Origin of the sequence: Paraburkholderia sp. USG1 (genome assembly GCF_031570135.1) — a bacterium.
Lineage (GTDB): Bacteria > Pseudomonadota > Gammaproteobacteria > Burkholderiales > Burkholderiaceae > Paraburkholderia > Paraburkholderia dioscoreae.
Map to the genome: position 1 here is coordinate 37,883 of NZ_JAMWXW010000038.1, position 18,810 is coordinate 56,692.

Below are 18,810 nucleotides of genomic sequence, written 5' to 3' on the forward strand. Positions count from 1 at the left end.
AGTCGTCAGCCCGCCTCGCCTTGCGCCGTCAGCAACTCTATGCCGTCCAGTTGCGCCGCACAGGTATCGCGCACGATCGTGACGAAATCGTCGAAATAAGGCCGGCTCGCGAAACCTTTCGCGGCCACTGCGTACAACTCGCTCCATAGCCCCTGCGTGCCGACCCGTTTGGCCAGCACGTAATCGTGATCGACGTAGTTCTTCACGCCCCAGTTCGGCAGCGCCGCGATTCCGCGGCGACTCGCCACCAGTTGCATGACGGCGATGGTCAGTTCCGCCGTGCGCCGTTCGAGTTTGATGCCGGCCGGCTCCAGCACCTCGCGGATCAGATCGATGCGCGCCTCGGGCACCGGATAGGTGATCAGCGTCTCGTCGCGCAGATCGTCCGCCGCCACGCGGCGCTTGTTGCGCAGCCGGTGCTCGTTGGCCATCACCACCAGAATCTCGAAGCGGAACAGCGGCGCGATATGCAGGTTGCGCCGCTTGGCCGGTTTCGAGCCGATCACCACGTCGGCCTTGCCGTCGCTCAGCAAACGCAGCGGGTCCGCGTGGAAACCGGCGACGAGATCCACTTCGACTTCCGGCCAGCGGCGGCGGAACTCGTCCATGACCGGCATCAGCCAGTCGAAGCAGGTGTGGCATTCCAGCACGATGCGCAACTCACCGCGCGTGTCGCCCTTCAGCCGCACGAGATCGCGCTCCGCCGCGCTCACCGCCGCGATCGTCTCGCGGCCGAGCGCCAGCAGCCGCTCGCCGGCGGCCGTGAAGCGCAGACCCTGTCTGGTGCGCTCGAAGAGCGACACCTCGTAGTGCGCCTCGATGTCGCGAATCTGGTGCGACAGCGCGGACTGGCTCAGATGCACGCGCTCGGCGGCGGCCACCAGCTTGCCCGAATCGGCAATGGCGATCAGCGAACGCAAGTGGCGAAGCTCAAGCATGGAATGGCCTCGCGTTGAACGCACAAGTGTGAATATGAATCTGGCTCATACATTGGTGAAAACATGTCGCTTGATGAATCATAGCGCGACTTCCACACTGGGCGCCAATTCATACAACGCACAACAGGACTTCACATGGCCCGCACGCACATTCCCGGCTTTCCACGCATCGGCGCGCAGCGCGAACTGAAATTCGCGCAGGAATCGTTCTGGCGCGGCGAATCCGATGAGCAGCATCTGCGTGGCGTCGCGCGCGAATTGCGCGCCCGCCATTGGCAATTGCAGCAGGACGCCGGGCTGGATTTCGTCACCGTCGGCGATTTCGCCTACTACGACCAGATGCTCAATCTGAGCGCGCTGCTCGGCGCATTGCCGCAGCGTTTCGGCTTCGAACCGAAGACGCTGACGCTCGCCCGGTACTACGAACTCGCGCGTGGCAACGCGGCGCAGCCGGCAATGGAAATGACCAAATGGTTCGACACCAACTACCACTACCTCGTCCCCGAACTGGGACCGCAGACGAGTTTCGACGGCGGCGTCGAGTGGCTGTTCGAGGAGATCGACGAAGCGCTCGCGCTGAATCTGCCGGTCAAGCCGGTGCTGATCGGGCCGATCACTTACCTGTGGCTGTCCAAGAGCCATGTCGCCGGCTTCGACCGTTTGTCGTTGCTGCCGAATCTCGTGATCCGCTACAGCCGTCTGCTGGACAAGCTCAAGCAGCGCGGCATCGAATGGGTGCAGCTCGACGAGCCGGCTTTGTGCGTCGATCTGCCTGCGCAATGGCTCGAAGCTTTTTCCGCCGCGTATGACGTGCTCGGCATGTCGGGCGTGAAGGTGCTGCTCGCCACGTACTTCGAAAGCGCAGCGGAACACGCGCCGCGTGTGGCCGCGCTGCCCGTTGCCGGTGTGCATCTCGACCTCGTGCGCGCCCCGCAACAGCTCGACGCATGGCGCGCGGCGTTGCCTGCGCACGCGGTGCTGTCGGCCGGCGTGATCGACGGCCGCAATATCTGGCGCGCGGATCTCGGCGGGATCGTCGAATCGTTGCAGAGCTTGCAGGCCGAATTCGGCGAGCGCTTGTGGATCGCGCCGTCGTGCTCGCTGCTGCATGTTCCGGTCTCGCTCGACGCGGAGAAAAAACTCGACGCCGATCTGAAATCCTGGCTCGCGTTCGCCACCGAAAAACTCGCTGAAGTCGCCACGCTCGCCCTCGCCTTGCGCGATCCCGTCGCGGCCGAACCGGCGCTCGCTGCCGCCGACCGCGCGCTCGAAGTACGCCGCCACTCCAGCGCGGTGGTCAACGCGCTCGTGCAAAAACGCGTGGCCGCGGTAAGCAGCGCGATGGCGGAACGGCAAAGCCCGTTTGCCGAACGCAACCGTCTGCAGCGCGAAGCGCTCGGCCTGCCGCTCCTGCCGACCACCACGATCGGTTCGTTCCCGCAAACGGCGGCGATCCGCCAGGCGCGCGCCGCCTACAAACGTGGCGAACTGCGCGCGCTCGACTATCTGCAGCGCATGCGCGCCGAGATCGAAATCGCCGTGCGCAAACAGGAAGAGCTGGGGCTCGACGTGCTGGTACATGGCGAAGCCGAACGCAACGACATGGTCGAATATTTCGGCGAACAGTTGTGGGGCTATGCGTTCACGGAAAACGGCTGGGTGCAGAGCTACGGCTCGCGTTGCGTAAAACCGCCGATCATCTACGGCGATGTCTACCGTCCCGAACCGATGACGGTCGAGACCACGCGTTACGCGCAATCGCTCACGCAGCGTCTGATGAAAGGCATGCTGACCGGGCCGGTGACGATGCTGCAATGGTCGTTCGTGCGCGACGACCAGCCGCGCGCCACCACCGCGCTGCAACTCGCGCTCGCGATCCGCGACGAGGTCGTGGATCTGGAAAAGGCCGGCATTCGCATCATCCAGATCGACGAACCGGCTTTCCGCGAAGGCTTGCCGCTGCGTCGCGCGGACTGGCCCGCGTATCTGGAATGGGCCACGCGCGCGTTCCGCATTTCGGCAGCGGGCGTCGCCGATCAAACGCAGATTCATACGCACATGTGTTATTCGGAGTTCAACGACATTCTGCCGTCGATCGCTGCGATGGATGCCGACGTGATCACCATCGAGACCTCGCGCTCGGCGATGGAACTGCTCGACGGCTTCGGCGCCTTCGCGTATCCGAACGAAATCGGCCCGGGTGTCTACGATATCCACTCGCCGCGCGTGCCGGACGCGGACGCGATGCAACGTCTGCTGGAACGCGCGTGCGAAGTGATTCCGGCCGAGCGCCTGTGGGTCAATCCGGATTGCGGGTTGAAGACGCGCGGCTGGCCGGAAACGGAGGCAGCGCTCGCGAACATGGTGCGGGCCGCGAGAGCATTGCGCGCGAAGCTGGCGGCGAGGCAGCCGGCTGAAGTGACTGCGTGATGTGATGGGCCATTGAGCCGGCGTTGAAAATCCATTTGCGCGTGGCGTGGCGTTGGCGTGGCGTCGGCGTGGCGCCACGCGCATGGGCTTTGCGCCGCGTGCAGGTTCAGTCTTTCGCGTACAGCGTCGAATCCGCGAAACCTTCGGCGGCGAGCACCTGCCCGACCAGAATCAGCGCGGTCCGCTCGATGGAACTGGACTGCACCTTGCTGACGATATCGTCGAGCGTGCCGGTAATCTTCTCCTCGTCCGGCCAGCTCGCGCGATAGATCACCGCGATCGGACAGACGCCGCCGTAATGCGGCCGCAATTCATCGACAATGCGCGCAAGATGCCGCACGCCGAGGTGAATCGCCATCGTCGCGCGATGACGCGCGAGGTCGGCGAGCTGTTCGCCTTCGGGCATGCTGGTCTTGCTCGCGAAGCGCGTGAGAATCAGCGTCTGCGAGATATCGGGCAGCGTGAGTTCGCAACCCAGCGCCGCCGCGCAGGCCGCAGTGGCGGTAACGCCCGGCACGATCTCGTAGGGAATCTTCAGCTCGCGCAGTCTGCGGATCTGTTCGCCGATCGCGCCATACAAGGACGGATCGCCGGAATGCACGCGCGCCACGTCCTGCCCTTTGACGTGCGCGGCCTCGAGCAACGCGATGATCTGATCGAGATCGAGCTCGGCGGTATTCACCACTTGCGCGGCCGCATGACCTTCGAGCACCGCGGCCGGCACGAGGGAACCCGCGTACAGGATCACCGGGCAACTGCGCACGAGGCGCTGCCCTTTCACCGTGATCAGTTCCGGATCGCCAGGACCGGCGCCGATAAAAAACACCGTCATTTAATACTCCATGATTCGTTGGGACGGCATAGCACGCGCACGCGATTCGGGCGCACGCTCAATCTGCCGCTTGCAGCGCTTCGAGCAGGTCGGCGACACGTTCGAATTCCCGATCTGCCGCCAGCAGCTCAGGACGGCGCAGCATCACGACCGGCAAACCGCGTTCACGCGCGACTTCGAGTTTTGCTTCGGTCGCGTTGCCGCCGCTGTTTTTACTGACCACCACGTCGAAGGCTTGCAAGGCGAACAGCGCGCGCTCGCCTTCGAGCGTGAACGGCCCGCGCGCCGCGAGAATCCGTGCACGCGGCGTGTCTTCGTGTGCATCGAGACAACGCACGGTCCAGAACTGATGCGGCGGAATCTCGTCGAGATGCGCGAGCGGTTCGCGGCCGAGCGTGAAAAGCGGCTTTCTGAACGGCGCAAGCGCATCCGTGAGCTCGGTCCAGTCGCCGACCATGCGCCAATCGTCGCCGTCTTGCGGCTGCCAGGCCGGGCGGCGCAGCGCCCAATACGGCACACGCGCCGCGCGGCTCGCTTGCGCCGCATTCGCGCTGATTTGCGCGGCATACGGATGCGTCGCATCGAGCACGAGTCCAATGTCTTCTCCTTCGATGTAGCGCGCCATGCCCTCGCTGCCGCCAAAGCCCCCCACGCGCACCGAGCACGCCAGATCGTCCGGCACCTTGCCGAGGCCGGCGAGACTGTACACGTGCTCAGCGCCGAGCTGCCGCGCAATCCGCAATGCGTCGCCGGTGCCGCCGAGCAGCAGAATCCGCTTCATTTTCATTGCGCGGCTCCGATCAGCAAGCCTTGGCGGTCGATCGCGAACATTTCCACGTTCACCTGTGGCGGCACGATAGCGCGCGCCACCGCCAGCGCATGCCGGCAGACGATATCGCCGAGGGGCACCTGTTGCGCACGCGCCAACGCAACCGCCTGCTGACTCGTATTGGCCGCGCGGATCGCCGCCTGAAGCGCGGTGTCGGCGCCGTATCCGGCCGCCCATTGCGCGAGCTGTTCGAGATCGATGCTCGAATTGCGGCTGTGCAGGTCGAGATGCCCCGCCGCCAGCTTGCTGAGTTTGCCGAAGCCGCCGCATATGCTCAGACGCTCGACCGGCGCGCGCTTCATATGCTTGAGCACCGCACCGACGAAGTCGCCCATTTCGATCAGCGCGATATCCGGCAGGCCGTAATGCGCACGCATTGCGTCTTCACTGGCGTTGCCGGTGCAGGCGGCCAGATGCGTGTAGCCGTTCGCGCGCGCGACGTCGATACCCTGATGGATCGACGCGATATACGCCGAGCACGAGAACGGCCGCACGATGCCGGTGGTGCCGAGAATCGACAGGCCGCCGAGAATGCCGAGGCGCGGGTTCATGGTTTTCAGCGCGAGCGCTTCGCCGCCTTCCACGCCGATCGTCACTTCGAATCCGCCGCCATACGCATGCTCGGCCGCGAGTTCGGCGAGGTGTTCGGTCATCATTCGGCGCGGTACCGGGTTGATCGCCGGTTCGCCAACCGGCAGCGTGAGTCCCGCGCGTGTCACCGTGCCGACGCCCGGCCCCGCGCGAAACGTCACACCCGGCACGGCGACGAGGCGCACGCGGGCGAATACCACCGCGCCGTGCGTGACGTCGGGATCGTCGCCGGCGTCCTTGATGGTGCCGGCTTCGGCGCTGCTATTGCTGCCGTTGTCGTTGTCGACCAGGCGGCAGAAGACCAGGCGCATCGGCACATGCTGGCCCTTGGGCAACACGATCTCCGCGACTTCGCTGGCCACCCCCGTGAGCAACAGACGCGCCGCCGCCAACGACGTCGCGGTGGCGCAACTGCCGGTCGTGTAGCCGCTACGCAGCGGCGCGGGTTGTTCGGGCGTTTCTTCGCGCATCAGGGTTCGTGCGGTGAGTCGGCAACGGCGGGGTTCGTGACACGCGCGGCAGCCGTGACACTCGTGCCGTTCGTGCCGTTCGTGCCGTCAAGGGCTCCAGCAACATGCGCGGCCGAGTCTTCGGCCGGCTTCGTCACATCCAGCAGCGTGATCGGCAACGCCTGCCGCCACGTGTCGAAACCGCCGAGCGGTTGTGCATCGGCGAGCGCGATCCGCGTCAACGTACCGCCGTGCCGCTCGCGCCATGCGGCCAGCGCCGCTTCGCCTTGCAGCGTGACCGCGTTGGCAACCAGTCGCCCGCCCTCGCGCAGACTTGCCCAGCACACCTCCAGCACGCCCGGCACCGTCGCGCCGCCGCCGATGAACACCGCATCCGGCACCGGCAACCCCTGCAGCGCAGCCGGCGCGCGGCCCGCGACCAGTTGCAGACCCGGCACACCCAACGCATCGCGATTGTGTTCGATGAAACGCTGACGCTCGGCGTGTCCTTCAATAGCGATCGCGCGGCAAGTCGGATGCGCGCGCATCCACTCGATGCCGATCGAGCCGCTGCCCGCGCCCACGTCCCACAGCAGTTCGCCGGGCGCCGGCGCGAGGCGCGCAAGCGTGATCGCGCGCACATCGCGTTTGGTCAGCTGGCCGTCGTGGCGAAAGGCGTCGTCGGGCAAACCGCAGGTCAGCGGCAAACGTGGCGCGCCTTCGGTGGCGCGGCAATCGAGGGCGACCAGATTCAGCGCGGCCACCTCACCCGCCGACCACTGATCCGCGCGGCCGTCGATGCGCCGCTCCAACTCGCCGCCCAGATGTTCCAGCACGCTCATGCGGGTCGCTCCGAATCCGCGTGCGTTCAGCAATTCCGCGAGCGCCGCGGGCGTGTGCCCGTCCGCGCTCAACACGAACACGCGCGCGCCGTCGTGCAGATGCGCGTTCAGCGTGGGCAACGGGCGGCCCACCAGCGACACCGTCGCGACGTCCTGCAACGGCCAGCCGAGGCGCGCGGCCGCCAGCGACAACGACGACGGCGCGGGCAGCACCCGCAACTCTCCCGCCGGCAATTGCCGCGCGAGCGTCGCGCCCACGCCGAACAGCATCGGGTCGCCGCTCGCCAGCACGCACACCGCGCCGTTGCGCTCGGCCAGCAAAGGCGCAAGATCGAACGGACGCGGCCACGCGGCACGGCGCGCGGCGAGCCGCGCGGGCAACATCGCCAGATGGCGTTCGCCACCGTACACCACCGATGCTTCCAGCAAAGCACGCCGCGCGCGCCGCCCCAAGCCGGCGAAGCCGTCGTCGCCAATGCCCACCACCGTCAGCCAGGCCGGCATGCATCCATCCTCATTCTGTGTCTTCAAATAATGCGCTGTGCCGCGCCGATCAAAGCGCCCAGCCTCGTTGTGCTGTTCGAAAAAAGGCATAATACAGCCGCCGGTGCCCTTCGGGGCCGAAGAGGGAACACAGTGCCACTGTGGCTGCCCCCGCAACTGTATGCAGCGAGTCCGCCTGCGCTTCACGCCACTGGTTCGACCGGGAAGGCCGCAGCGGACCATGACCTGCCAGCCAGGAGACCTGCCGGCGAGACTGTTCGTGCCAGCCTACATCGGGCGGGGTGTACCGATGCCGCAGCCATGCCCGCCTCACGGCATGCTCGGGCCGTCGCGCGACGCTAAACCGGTGTCCGTCTTGAATCAAGCAACGCCCTCCACCGTTTTGTCCGACGCGGCCCCAACGCCGCGGCCTTCGGCGTGTCCGGGGCTGCTGCGCATCGTCGCCGCGCGCGACGGCGGGATTTGCCGCATCAAACTGCCCGGCGGTGAGTTGAGCACGGCGCAGGCGCGGGCAATCGCCGAGGCCAGCGCACGGCATGCGGCCGGGGTGATCGAGCTGACCAATCGTGCGAATGTGCAGGTGCGCGGGGTGAAGCGTGGCGAGGAAGCGGCGTTGATCGCGGCGCTCGTCGGTGCCGGTCTCGGGCCGACGTCGATCGCAGCCGACGACGTGCGCAACGTGATGATCAGCCCTGCCGCCGGACGCGATCCGTCCGCCCTGCTCGACACCCGCCCGCTGTGCGCCGCTCTACTCGCGATGCTGCAAAGCGAAGCGCGTTTCGCGGCGCTATCGCCGAAATTCGCACTGCTGCTGGACGGCGGCGAACGGCTCGCGAGAGTAGATCATCCGCACGATCTCTGGCTGGCGGCGTCGCGAGAAGCGGACGGCGTGCGCTTCGTATTCGGCCTGGCAGGTTGTCCGCCTGCGAGTGCGAGTGCGGCTGCGTTTGCCGGCTCGCCAACGCAAAGCGAGTGCATCACGACGGCAGAGTCCCACGCAAACGGCACAGGCCCGTTAGCCGCGATACTCCCCTCGCAAGCTCCGGCTCTGGTACGCGCACTGCTGCTCACGTTCCTCGACCTCGCCGCAGCGGACGCCACACGCATGCGTCATCTGCTAACCCTGCATTCCGCCGACACCCTATTGCATCACGCTCAACAGTATGTCGATTTCCCGCTGACGCGAAACGTGTCGCCAGCCAACTGGCATCGCAGCACGCCAGCCGACGCCGGCCTGCGCCTCGGCGCTCACGCTCAACGTCAACCGGGAACCTGGCACGTAGGCGGCCAACCCGCTTCAGGCCGCCTCGACGCCGACACCCTGCACGCCCTCGCCGCGCTTTCGCAGCAGCACGGCGACGGCACGCTGCGCGTCACACCGTGGCAAAGCGTGCTGCTGCCCGATATCGCAACGCACGCCGTCCCGCCTGTGCTGTCCAGCCTGAACGCGCTCGATCTCGCCTGCGATTCCGCGCAAGCCATCACCCGTCTGATCGCGTGCGCGGGATCGAGCGGCTGCGCGAAAAGCCTCGCCGACACCAAGACCGACGCGCTGCGCCTCGCCCGACGCCTGCCGGCCGGCGTCGACGTGCATCTGAGCGGCTGCGCGCGTTCGTGCGCCGCCGCCCATTGCGCGCCGTACACGCTGCTGGCCGCGGCGCCCGGCCTCTACGACCTTTATCGACGCGATCGACACGACCGCCGGCCCGGCTTCGGCGAATGCGTCGCGCGCCAACTGACGATCGACCAGGCTGCCGACATGCTCGACCGCCTGGTCCGGAGTAACACCAATGCTTGATTACATTCGCGACGGTCAGGAGATCTATCGCCAATCTTTCGCGACGATCCGCGCGGAAGCCGACCTGTCGCGCATTCCCGCCGACCTCGAAAAACTCGCGGTGCGCGTGATCCACGCGTGCGGCATGGTCGATGTGGTCGACGATCTGCGGTTCTCCGAAGGCGCGGGCGCGGCCGGCCGCTCGGCGCTCGCGCAAGGTGCGCCGATCCTATGCGATGCCGGCATGGTCGCGCAGGGCATCACGCGTGCCCGGCTGCCGGCGAACAACGAAGTCATCTGCACGCTCGCGCATCGGGACGTGCCGTCGCTCGCGCGCGAACTCGGCAATACGCGCTCCGCGGCCGCGCTCGAATTGTGGCGGCCGCATCTGGCGGGCAGCGTCGTCGTGATCGGCAATGCGCCGACCGCACTGTTTCATCTCCTCGATATGCTGGACGCCGGTGCGCCCAAGCCGGCGTTGATACTCGGCTTTCCCGTGGGCTTTGTCGGCGCCGCCGAATCGAAAGCCATGCTTGCCGAAGATAGCCGCGGCGTGCCCTACGTGGTGGTACATGGCCGGCGCGGCGGCAGCGCGATGGCGGCGGCCGCCGTGAACGCGCTCGCAACGGAGGTCGAATAAATGACGGCGCAAGGACGTTTGTTCGGACTCGGCGTCGGCCCCGGCGATCCGGAACTCATCACGCTGAAAGCGCTGCGTTTGCTGAAGTCGGCAGCGGTCGTCGCGTACTTCGTCGCGAAGGGCAAGAAAGGCAACGCGTTCAGCATTATCGAGGCGCATTTGCACGACGCGCAGCAGCATCTGCCGCTCGTCTATCCCGTCACCACTGAAGCGCTCGAACCGCCGCTTTCATACGAAGCGATCATCGCCGATTTCTACGACACTGCGGCGGAAGTCGTCGCCGCTCACCTCGACGCGGGCCGCGACGTCGCCGTGATCTGCGAAGGCGATCCGTTCTTCTACGGTTCGTACATGTATCTGCACGACCGGCTTGCGGCGCGCTACGAGAGCGAAGTCGTGCCCGGCGTGTGCGCGATGCTCGGCGGCGCCGCGGTGCTCGGTTCGCCGCTCGTGTATCGCAATCAGAGTTTGTCGGTGCTCTCGGGCGTCCTGCCCGAAGACGAATTGCGCCGGCGCCTGGCCGATGCCGACGCCGCCGTCGTGATGAAGCTCGGCCGCAACTTCGACAAGGTGCGGCGCGTGCTGGGCGAGCTCGGCCTCGCGGACCGCGCGCTCTATGTCGAACGCGCGACGATGGGCAATCAGCGCATCGTGCCGCTCGCTGATGTGGATCCGATGGCGTCGCCGTATTTTTCGTTGCTTGTCGTGCCGGGGCAAAAATGGCAAGGATGACCGCGCCCGCGATCGTAATTCTTGGCGCGGGCGCGTTGGCGACGGCGCGTCGCATTCAGGCGCTGTATGCGGATAGCCAGGTGCATGCGTTGCAGGGACGCGTTGAGGCCGATGCGCCGTACCGCGAACTCGGCGCGCATTTGCGGGAGCTGTATGCGCGCGGCACGCCGATCGTCGCGTTGTGCGCGACGGGCATCGTGATTCGCTGTGTCGCGCCGTCGTTGTCGAACAAGGGCGTCGAGCCGCCGGTGCTGGCCGTCGCCGAAGACGGCAGCGCAGTCGTGCCGCTGCTCGGCGGTCTTGCCGGTGTCAACGTGATGGCGCGAGAGATTGCCGCAATGCTGGCCGTGCCGCCCGCCATCACGACGAGCGGCGAATTGCGTTTCGGCACCTGCGTGCTCAATCCGCCCGACGGTTATACGCTCGCCGATATCGGGCAAGGCAAACGCTTCGTGTCGGATCTGCTGGCTGGCGAAAGCACGCGTGTCGAAGGCGAAGCGCCGTGGCTCGACGGCGCGCAACTGCCGCGCTCCGCGTCGGCGCGTCTGGCGATTCGCGTGACGCCGCGTGTGTGGGACGGACGCGAGGATGAGCTGGTGATTCATCCACGCAGCGTGGTGGCAGCGGTGACGGGTGCTGGTGCTGGTGCTGGTGCTGGTGCTGGTGCTGGTGCTGGTGCTGGTGCTGGTGCTGGTGCTGGTGCGCAGATTGTGGCCCGCGTACGCGACGCACTGGACGCGCATGGCCTCGCGCCGCTTTCGCTCGCGGCATTGCTCGCTTCCTCTGAACACATGGCCGATCCGGCGCTTGCCGAAGCCGCCGCGAATCTGAAAGTGCCGCTGCGCTTCGCGCCGACGCGTCCCGAAGATGGCGAACCGCCGGCTGATCTGCTGCATGCCGCGCTGCGCATTCCATACGAGACGCTGCATAACGATGCGACGGCTGGCGTCGCGCTGGCATTGGCACCGCTCGCCGTCGATCCGGACACGATCGGCCGTGCGCGCGGACGTCTGACCGTGATCGGCCTCGGCCCCGGCAGCGCCGATCTGATGGTGCCTGCCGCGCGCACGGCGCTGAACCTCGCCACCGATATCCTCGGCTACGACACCTACGTGAAAATGGCCGGCCCGTTGCGCGCCGACCAGCGCGTGCATGGCACGGACAATCGCGAGGAACTGCAGCGCGCGCGGCACGCGTTCGAACTGGCGAGCGAAGGACGCGCCGTGGTGATGGTGTCCTCAGGCGATCCCGGCGTTTTCGCGATGGCGGCGGCGGTGCTCGAAGTGTTAGAGGCATCGCAGAACACGGACTGGGCAGCGGTTGAACTGGAAATCGTGCCCGGCGTATCGGCGGCGATGGCGACGGCGGCGCAAGCGGGTGCGCCGTTGGGTCATGATTTCTGCATGCTGTCGCTATCCGACAATCTGAAGCCTTGGGCGATCATCGAAAAGCGCCTTAGGCATGCGGCCGAAGCGGACCTGGTGATGGCGTTCTATAACCCGATTTCGCGCGCGCGACCCTGGCAACTGGATAAAGCGCTGGACATTGTGCGGGAATATCGGGGTGCGCAGACGCAGGTGGTGCTGGGCCGGGACATTGGCCGGCCCGGCAACACGCTGCGGACGATCACGCTGGGCGAATTGCGCTCGTCCGATGTGGATATGCGCACGATGGTGATCGTGGGGTCGTCCACGACGCGGCGGTTCGGCAATGGGGATGAAGGGGGTGAGTGGGTTTATACGCCGCGGTGGTATGAGTGAGTGGGTGTGGGTTACGAGGTTTTCTTCCGCAGCGATCTGCACACGACGACGCAGGTCAAAAAGATAAGCGTGGCGACAAACAGCGTTGTTATGACCCAATAAAGTTCGATAGCGAAATACGTCATATCGTCATCGGGACCTGATCCACTGCCTTGGTCTGTCACTGATCGATAGGATCCGATGACGGCTTTGACAGGCATGGGGATATCGACTGTATATCTCGCGAACAGAAGCGAAAGGTACCAGCCAAGATCACAACTGACGACAAATGCAAGTAACGACATAACAAGCGTTACCAACACAGGTAACCTGGGACTCGGTTCACCGGTTGTCCTTGCGCTGAGATAGCGGGACAGCCACCGTTTGAATCCAAGCAGTGCGAGCGCAAAAATCAGGGTGACGATCAACCAGTGGAGCAGCAACGCAAGCACTGCCATATCGTCAGGATTGTCCAGATATTCAGTACCGGTGCAGGATAGCCAGAATCGGATAAAGGCTTCCACGTTCTCTGGCATTCCCATTGGGAGCATGTCGATAAGATACGTCGAGCGCCAACCTTCAATCGCCGATACCACTATCAAAGCGGTGTAAATCGAGATGCTGATGATCAGGCGCTTGTTCATTTCACATCAACGGTTCCATCGCCTCTCAAGGCTGATTGATTTTTCTGCGCATAAACCGACGTATCGCCAGACAGCAAAGAACGACAGGTACGCCGATGCACAGGGTAGCGATCGCCCAATAAAGGTCCATGACGTACAAGATCAGATTCTCATCGAGATCTGAACGGGCGCCTCGACCTGTAGCTGATAGGTAGAATCTGACTACTGCCTTGACTGGACCCGGTATATGAAGTGGGTATCTCGTAAGCGGGCTCGCCAGTTGCCAACCAATATTGCTAATGAAGAGAAGCGCAAATAAAGATGCTACGAGCGTTACGGGCAAAGGCATCCTGGGTATCGCTTCACCACTTTTTCTGGCAACGAGATAACCAGGCAGCCACCGTTTGAATCCAATTAATGCCACCGCAATCAGCAATGTGGCGACCGCCCAATAGAGTAGTAACGCAAGCACTTCCATATCGTCGGGATTTCCCAGATATTCAGTGCCGGTGCATGACAGCCAGAATCGGATAAATGCTTCCACGCTCTCCGGCATTTCCATTGGGAGCATGTCGACAAGATACGTGGTCCGCAAACCAGCAATCACGGATATCACTATCAAAGCGGTGTAGGTCGAAATGCTGATGACCAGGCGCTTGTTCATTTCACGTCAACGGTTCCATAGGCTCGCAAAGTTGACCCCGGTACGGGTAAGGTCTGTCCTCGCGAACGAATGTATTTCTCAAGTAGTTCGAATTCTTTAGGATTCGCAACCGTGATACATCCGTGACTCAGCCCAATGCGCCCGACTGGATGCAGCCGGAAGTTACCGCGCTTGATGCCATTGATGTTGGTCGTATCCCCCGTTGCAGGATTCCAGAGCATGAACCACTTTCGACGGTCGGTAGAGCTAACGCCTTGTGCATTCCACCAGTCGTATATCAAACCCATGTAACCGCCTGACTGACGATCGACAAGATAATAGGTCCCTTTCGGGATCGGCCCAACATTTTCGACAGCCGTATCATCGGGATTATCCCGGCCCCGATCGGTTCCAGAAAACGCAGCGACCGACACCGTTCCGTCGCAAATGAAAAAAGAGGTGACCTCCCTATTAAGAACAAAAGTACACTTGACCGGCATTTCCTCTGCCCCTGCCCTGTCAATTTGTAGTGTTGTTCTTGATATACAGCGTGGCGGTCACCGCACCGCCGCTTCCCCCCAGCGCGTTCTGCACGAAGTACTCTTGCTTCATCGTCGAAAAAGAAAGACACACCTCTTCGTGGCACACCTCGCCGCCCCCGATCGGCTCGACCTGAGTAATGACCACGTCGTACATCGTGATCTTCAGGTATTCGAATGGCAGTCCCCCGGCTTTGCGCACGGTCAGCTTCACCTGGTCGATATGCTTGCCCGTGAAGCAATATCTGATCAGATTCGGACTGGCACGATCCAACTGATGCGTGAATTCCAGATCCGAAACCGTAGCCTTGCCCGCCCCGCCACCGGAACCCGACATCATGGCTGATTGCTGCGACACTTTCCAGCGCCAACCGATTACATCGATTTCGTTCAGGTGCAAAGCGTCCTGCGACTCGCCGTCGATACCGCCAATCTTGATAAAAGTATCCTGCGCCATCAACCGGCCCCGTGACGTTTGCGACTCTGTTCAGATGGTCGTCACGCGGGGCATGCACAGGCATTCGATACAAGCAGAGTGAACTACTTTCGATAGAAGGCCATGACCGCGGCGAAGACTCGAATTGCTAGTCTCGGGGAAATATCGATCCTTGGAGATGCGATATTTCTGCAAATTCGCGTGAAATTGCGTTGATTCATCGGCCGCATGTCGGAATTCGATTCATGCGGCCTCTGGCTCATGCCTCCCTGACAGTGCGCTCACGCGGCCCGGCGCCTAAGCCGCCACCTTCAGATCCTCGATCGCCCGCTGCCTCACGCCGAGGTCGTCCCACAGTTCCGGGTGGCAAGTGAACACCAGGATCTGATGCCGCGTGGCCGCATCGATCAATGCGCGCTTGATCGCATCGCGCCGCGCGGCATCGGTATGCACGGCCGCGTCGTCGAGCATGAGCAAGGTCGGCCGGCCCGACGCCTTCAGCAGATCCGCGTACGCAAGCCGCGTCAGGATGCCGAGTTGTTCGCGCGTGCCGAAGCTCAGTGCGTCGAGCGTGTCCGCGCGGCCATAGCGATCCAGCGTAGCGGGACTCAAATCGTCGCCGAGCGCGATTGTCGACTGCGGGAAAATCCGCTTCAGATAATGGCCGAGCCGTTCGGTCAAAGGCGCGCGCAACTGCGCCACCGCGGCGTCGCGTTCGTCGACCAGCACTTCGTCGAGCAGGCTCAGTGCGCTCGCACGCAAGCTGAGTTCGTCCTTGCGCCGCGTGGCCTGCTCGACCCTGGCTTCGAGCGCCGCGAGACGCTCGCCGAGCCCCGACGCGCCGACCGTCTCCAGTTGACTGCGCAATCCCGCGATCCGCACCTGCCGCTCGTTCTGCTCGCTGCGCGCGAGTTCCGCGGACGCGCGATAGCGCTTCGCCTCGGCCGCCGGATCGTCGAGGCGGGCCGCTTCCAGTTCGCGCTCGCGTCCTTCGCGCTGTTTGCGCAACGCCTCGACCTGCACGCGTTGCTCGACGATTTTCGTCTGCCACAGCGCGCGGTTCCGGCAGAATGCTTCGTCGCTCAATTGCGCTTCCTTGCGCTGCAACTGAGCCGCGAGCGCTTCCTCATTCGCCATGCCGGTGGATTTTTTATCGGCCGCCTGCGTCAATACTTTTCGCGCAGCCTCCAACGCATCGCGCGCGATCTCCGCGTTGCGACGCGCTTCGTCGAGCGGCGCGGCAGTGGATACGTCGGGCAGACCCGCGAGCCGCTCATTGGCCGCCTGCATGCGCGCCGCCGCCGTGGCCGACGCCGCGCGCAACGCCTCGATGCCCTGCGGCGCATGCACTTCGAGAATCTTCGCCTGGCTTTTCTGCTGGGCGACCAGCGCCTTCCACTGCTCGTGCCTCGACTCGCCCTCGCCGAGCGACGCCACGCCGAGCGCCTGCAACAACTGCGCATACCGGGCTTCGAGCGACGCGAGTTCGGACAGCCGCGCCGGCAGATCGGAGACGCCCGGCACCACCCGCAATTCGCCGAGCGTGCCGAGGCCGATCCGCTTCTCGCCATCCAGACGCAGCACGCCCTCACCGCTCACCGTTTCATCGTCGACGGTAATCGCGCCGTTCAGGCGGTATTCGATGCGCGTCATCGCGGCTTCGGTGCGCGCGCGCAGCACAGTCAGCTCGCCGCCGAGCGCGGCAAGCCGTTTCAGTTTCGCCTCGTCGATTTCGAGCGTGGCCGCCTCGCGCGCGGCTTCGAGCACGGCGTCGTTCGCTTTGCTGGCGGCTGCGATCGACGCTTCGAGCCGCTCGCTCTCGGCGCGATAGAGCCCAATCTGACTGCGCAGATCGGCTGCGGTCACGGCCGCGTTGGCCAGTTCCAGCGCGCGGTTGGCATCGGCGAAAGCCTGCTCGAATTGCGCCACACTGGCCGCGGCCTGCGCGTGCTCGGCCTGCACCGCGGCGACGTTCGCCCGCAGCGCGCCGAGTTGCTGCCGCTCGCGCGCGACGGCCGCTTCCAGTTCGAGCGCGTTCTGCTCCTGCTGCAATGGCAGCGCCAGTTCGGCTTCACTCGCCTTCAGCGCTTGTTCGAGTCCTTTGAGGCTGCCCTCGAGTTGTACGACGGCATCGGCGCGTAATTGCGCCTGCAAGGCCTTCTGCTCGTGAAGCTCCCAGGGACGCTTGCGCTGCGTGTCGTCGAATGCTTCCTGCTGCGCGGCGAGACGCGCAATGTTCTCCTCGAACTGCCGACGCTGCTGTTCCAGTTCATCGCGCTCTTCGATCAGCCGCGCGAGCGTCTGTTCGGCTTCGGCAAGCGGCCCGGTAGACTTCTGCGTGCGCGCGGTGAGCAGTTGCCGAAGCTCCCGCTGCACGGCCGCGATCAGCGCATCTTCGCCAGCCGATTCGCTGCCGCCCGAAAGTTGCGTCAACGCATCGCGCAAATACTGCGCCGCGTGGCCGGTGGAATCGCGCATTTCCTGCGTGCTGCCTTGCTGCACCCACAACAAGCCGGGAACGCCCGCGTTCTCGGCCCTCAACGGCCCACGCGCGGCACGCGAAAAACCGAGCAACGCAGCGAGCTTGTCTTCGGCTTCATCTTCGCCGAATACGCTCTGGCCGATCTTCAACTCGCAGCGCTGGCGCGTGACGAACTGCTTCGACAGCCGGCACGGCGTGCCGTCCAGATCGAAGCTCACTTCGACCGACGGCTGGCCGCTCGCCTTGCCCCACGGCAACAGGTCTTTCAGATGCGAAGCCTTGTAGCGTTCGAGAAACACGGCGCGCACGGCTTCGGCAATGGTGCTCTTGCCGGCCTCGTTCGGACCGACGAAAAGATTGAGACCGGGCTGCAGATCGTCGATGACGAGCCGTCCGGTGAACTGTTTGAACTCCTGGATTGCGATACTTTGCAGCTTCATGCGGACCTCGCTTCGCGCGGCAGTTCACGTTGAAAACGCGCCAGAAGCAACAACGCCTCCGCCGCGCGCCTAACCTCCCGCGGGTCGGACTGCGGGTCTTCCTGCAAGCCGCGCAGACGCGCCACCACTTTCGCGAGATAGCCGCTTTGCGCGCCGAGTTCGGCGAGATCGTCGGCGGTGGGCAGCACTTGCAGGCCGCTCAGGTCAACGCGCAAGGCCCGCACGCGGGCGCGGGCTTCTTCCACCGCGACGTGGATCGCTTCGGCGTCGGCGAGCGCCGCCGTACCGCCGACGGTGACGCGCAGCACGTCGTGGCTACCCAAGGTGGCGAGACGCGCTTTGAGCGAATCCACATCGGTCGGCACGGAAATGGTTTCGTCCCAGCGATGCCATTGATATTGACCGACCCGCACCGGCTCGACCACCGGCGCCGCGCCCGGCTCCTGCAGCGTGACGTCGAGCATGAAGCCCGGATCGTTGGCACGGAAGCGGTCCTGCTCGTGCGTGCCGGCGTACCAGGTGCGCTCGTCGACGCGCAGATGGCCGTGCCAGTCGCCGAGCGCCAGATAGTCCAGACGCGCACTCGCGGCACGCGTGGGCGCGATCGGATTCGACGAGTCGATGCCTTCCTGCAGAATCCCGCTCACGCTGCCGTGCGCGAGTCCGACGCGGTGATAGCCGGCCGGCGTCTCCGTGGTATCGAAGAACCCCGTGGTGTCGTCATACGTGATGCGTTGCGTGAGCGGCGCGCACAGCAGCGCGCAACGGCAGGCGTCGAGCAGCACCACGCCGGGTTCGAGCACCACGCGCACATTCGGCGCGATGCAGTTCAGGCGCTGGGCACGCGTCCAGACGCTCTCGACGAGCGCCGCGTCGTGATTGCCCGGCAACATGATCCACGGCCCGGTAAAGGCTTGCAGCGCACCGAACAGACGGCGGATCACCGTGTCCGAGACGGTTTGCAGATCGAATACGTCGCCGGCCACGAGCACGGCGTCGACCTTGCGCGCGGCGGCTTCTCCGGCGATCCGGCGCACGGTCTCGAAGCGCGCTTCGGCAAGATGCGCCGCCTCGTCCGGTTCGAACTGGCCGAACTGCGTGCCTATCTGCCAGTCCGCGGTGTGCAGAAACCTGATCACTGTGCCTCCATTCCGTTCAATTGCAATCTGCCTCGCCGGGCAAGCCCGCGCGGTCTGACCGCAGATGTTACCGTGCCGGCGCGGCAAAGATAGTCCCGGGCGGTTGCCACGTGGCCCGGCGGGCGGCGCTACACTCGCGTTTTCGGCACGCGCGTCGAGCGCGCCCCATCATTTCAATCGACCTGGACCTGGACCCGCTGCCTCG

The 18,810-nt window shown here is 64.7% G+C and carries 16 protein-coding genes and 1 riboswitch; of the genes, 5 read left to right on the forward strand and 11 right to left on the reverse strand.

All coding sequences use genetic code 11. The features are described from left to right. Positions 1–5 precede the first annotated feature (5 nt). Positions 6–938 carry a LysR family transcriptional regulator gene (locus NE850_RS34430; RefSeq protein WP_007177434.1) on the reverse strand — a complete coding sequence of 311 codons (933 nt, stop codon included), beginning with the start codon at positions 936–938 and terminating at the stop codon, positions 6–8. A gap of 135 nt (positions 939–1,073) precedes the next feature. On the opposite strand from NE850_RS34430, the gene metE reads away from it, so the two are divergent. Then, positions 1,074–3,368: a 5-methyltetrahydropteroyltriglutamate--homocysteine S-methyltransferase gene (metE, locus tag NE850_RS34435; protein WP_310699987.1), complete on the forward strand. Its 2,295-nt coding sequence runs from the start codon at positions 1,074–1,076 to the stop codon at positions 3,366–3,368. A gap of 106 nt (positions 3,369–3,474) precedes the next feature. On the opposite strand, the gene cobM is transcribed toward metE, so the two are convergent. The 4 genes from cobM to cbiE are packed head-to-tail and all read right to left on the reverse strand — an operon-like array spanning position 3,475 to position 7,415. Then, a complete protein-coding gene (cobM, locus tag NE850_RS34440) occupies positions 3,475–4,200 on the reverse strand; it encodes a precorrin-4 C(11)-methyltransferase (RefSeq protein ID WP_007177436.1) in 726 nt (241 codons plus the stop codon). Positions 4,201–4,258: 58 nt separating this feature from the next. Then, the gene (locus tag NE850_RS34445) at positions 4,259–4,981 is read right to left on the reverse strand and encodes a cobalt-precorrin-6A reductase (protein ID WP_310699993.1); all 723 of its coding nucleotides are present in this window, start codon (positions 4,979–4,981) and stop codon (positions 4,259–4,261) included. Between the two features lie 2 nt (positions 4,982–4,983). Next, the gene (locus tag NE850_RS34450) at positions 4,984–6,090 is read right to left on the reverse strand and encodes a cobalt-precorrin-5B (C(1))-methyltransferase (RefSeq protein ID WP_007177438.1); all 1,107 of its coding nucleotides are present in this window, start codon (positions 6,088–6,090) and stop codon (positions 4,984–4,986) included. Then, positions 6,090–7,415 carry a precorrin-6y C5,15-methyltransferase (decarboxylating) subunit CbiE gene (cbiE, locus tag NE850_RS34455; RefSeq protein WP_310699988.1) on the reverse strand — a complete coding sequence of 442 codons (1,326 nt, stop codon included), beginning with the start codon at positions 7,413–7,415 and terminating at the stop codon, positions 6,090–6,092. Before cbiE ends, NE850_RS34450 begins: the two co-directional genes overlap by 1 nt. An 84-nt stretch (positions 7,416–7,499) precedes the next feature. Then, positions 7,500–7,679: riboswitch (cobalamin riboswitch) on the forward strand. Positions 7,680–7,731: 52 nt separating this feature from the next. Between cbiE and cobG the strand changes: the two genes are divergently transcribed. From cobG to cobJ, 4 genes are read left to right on the forward strand one after another with little or no spacing between them, the layout of a single operon-like run. Then, positions 7,732–9,213, forward strand: a complete 1,482-nt coding sequence (cobG, locus tag NE850_RS34460; RefSeq protein WP_405044913.1) for a precorrin-3B synthase — start codon at positions 7,732–7,734, stop codon at positions 9,211–9,213. Next, a complete protein-coding gene (locus NE850_RS34465) occupies positions 9,206–9,832 on the forward strand; it encodes a precorrin-8X methylmutase (protein WP_007177441.1) in 627 nt (208 codons plus the stop codon). The genes cobG and NE850_RS34465 overlap by 8 nt, the downstream gene beginning before the upstream one ends. After that, entirely contained in the window at positions 9,833–10,564 is a 732-nt protein-coding gene (locus NE850_RS34470; protein WP_165188481.1) for a precorrin-2 C(20)-methyltransferase, read from the forward strand. Continuing rightward, positions 10,561–12,324 (forward strand): precorrin-3B C(17)-methyltransferase, encoded by a 1,764-nt coding sequence (gene cobJ / locus NE850_RS34475; protein ID WP_310699994.1) that lies wholly within the window; start codon positions 10,561–10,563, stop codon positions 12,322–12,324. Before NE850_RS34470 ends, cobJ begins: the two co-directional genes overlap by 4 nt. Before the next feature lie 11 nt (positions 12,325–12,335). On the opposite strand, the gene NE850_RS34480 is transcribed toward cobJ, so the two are convergent. The 6 genes from NE850_RS34480 to NE850_RS34505 all read right to left on the reverse strand — a co-directional run bounded on the left by NE850_RS34480 (position 12,336) and on the right by NE850_RS34505 (position 18,605). Then, positions 12,336–12,947: a hypothetical protein gene (locus NE850_RS34480; protein ID WP_007177444.1), complete on the reverse strand. Its 612-nt coding sequence runs from the start codon at positions 12,945–12,947 to the stop codon at positions 12,336–12,338. A gap of 25 nt (positions 12,948–12,972) precedes the next feature. Then, entirely contained in the window at positions 12,973–13,590 is a 618-nt protein-coding gene (locus NE850_RS34485) for a hypothetical protein (RefSeq protein WP_007177445.1), read from the reverse strand. Further along, positions 13,587–14,069, reverse strand: a complete 483-nt coding sequence (locus NE850_RS34490) for a DUF2778 domain-containing protein (RefSeq protein WP_007177446.1) — start codon at positions 14,067–14,069, stop codon at positions 13,587–13,589. The genes NE850_RS34485 and NE850_RS34490 overlap by 4 nt, the downstream gene beginning before the upstream one ends. 19 nt (positions 14,070–14,088) lie before the next feature. Beyond that, positions 14,089–14,565, reverse strand: coding sequence for a type VI secretion system tube protein Hcp (locus tag NE850_RS34495; protein WP_007177447.1), 477 nt, complete (start codon positions 14,563–14,565; stop codon positions 14,089–14,091). 276 nt (positions 14,566–14,841) lie between these two features. Continuing rightward, on the reverse strand, positions 14,842–17,466 hold the full coding sequence (locus NE850_RS34500) for an AAA family ATPase (protein ID WP_310699990.1): 2,625 nt from the start codon (positions 17,464–17,466) through the stop codon (positions 14,842–14,844). Next, positions 17,463–18,605 (reverse strand): DNA repair exonuclease, encoded by a 1,143-nt coding sequence (locus tag NE850_RS34505; protein WP_007177449.1) that lies wholly within the window; start codon positions 18,603–18,605, stop codon positions 17,463–17,465. Before NE850_RS34505 ends, NE850_RS34500 begins: the two co-directional genes overlap by 4 nt. Between the last annotated feature and the right edge of the window lie 205 nt (positions 18,606–18,810).

Excerpts from the sequence above, each read along its gene's own strand:
- NE850_RS34490 (WP_007177446.1), bottom strand. The coding sequence starts at position 14,069 with ATGCCGGTCAAGTGTACTTTTGTTCTTAATAGGGAGGTCACCTCTTTT.
- NE850_RS34495 (WP_007177447.1), bottom strand. The coding sequence starts at position 14,565 with ATGGCGCAGGATACTTTTATCAAGATTGGCGGTATCGACGGCGAGTCG.
- NE850_RS34465 (WP_007177441.1), top strand. The coding sequence starts at position 9,206 with ATGCTTGATTACATTCGCGACGGTCAGGAGATCTATCGCCAATCTTTC.
- cobG (WP_405044913.1), top strand. The coding sequence starts at position 7,732 with ATGCTCGGGCCGTCGCGCGACGCTAAACCGGTGTCCGTCTTGAATCAA.
- cobJ (WP_310699994.1), top strand. The coding sequence starts at position 10,561 with ATGACCGCGCCCGCGATCGTAATTCTTGGCGCGGGCGCGTTGGCGACG.
- NE850_RS34430 (WP_007177434.1), bottom strand. The coding sequence starts at position 938 with ATGCTTGAGCTTCGCCACTTGCGTTCGCTGATCGCCATTGCCGATTCG.
- NE850_RS34500 (WP_310699990.1), bottom strand. The coding sequence starts at position 17,466 with ATGAAGCTGCAAAGTATCGCAATCCAGGAGTTCAAACAGTTCACCGGA.
- NE850_RS34480 (WP_007177444.1), bottom strand. The coding sequence starts at position 12,947 with ATGAACAAGCGCCTGATCATCAGCATCTCGATTTACACCGCTTTGATA.
- cbiE (WP_310699988.1), bottom strand. The coding sequence starts at position 7,415 with ATGCCGGCCTGGCTGACGGTGGTGGGCATTGGCGACGACGGCTTCGCC.
- NE850_RS34470 (WP_165188481.1), top strand. The coding sequence starts at position 9,833 with ATGACGGCGCAAGGACGTTTGTTCGGACTCGGCGTCGGCCCCGGCGAT.
- metE (WP_310699987.1), top strand. The coding sequence starts at position 1,074 with ATGGCCCGCACGCACATTCCCGGCTTTCCACGCATCGGCGCGCAGCGC.
- NE850_RS34445 (WP_310699993.1), bottom strand. The coding sequence starts at position 4,981 with ATGAAGCGGATTCTGCTGCTCGGCGGCACCGGCGACGCATTGCGGATT.
- NE850_RS34485 (WP_007177445.1), bottom strand. The coding sequence starts at position 13,590 with ATGAACAAGCGCCTGGTCATCAGCATTTCGACCTACACCGCTTTGATA.
- cobM (WP_007177436.1), bottom strand. The coding sequence starts at position 4,200 with ATGACGGTGTTTTTTATCGGCGCCGGTCCTGGCGATCCGGAACTGATC.
- NE850_RS34450 (WP_007177438.1), bottom strand. The coding sequence starts at position 6,090 with ATGCGCGAAGAAACGCCCGAACAACCCGCGCCGCTGCGTAGCGGCTAC.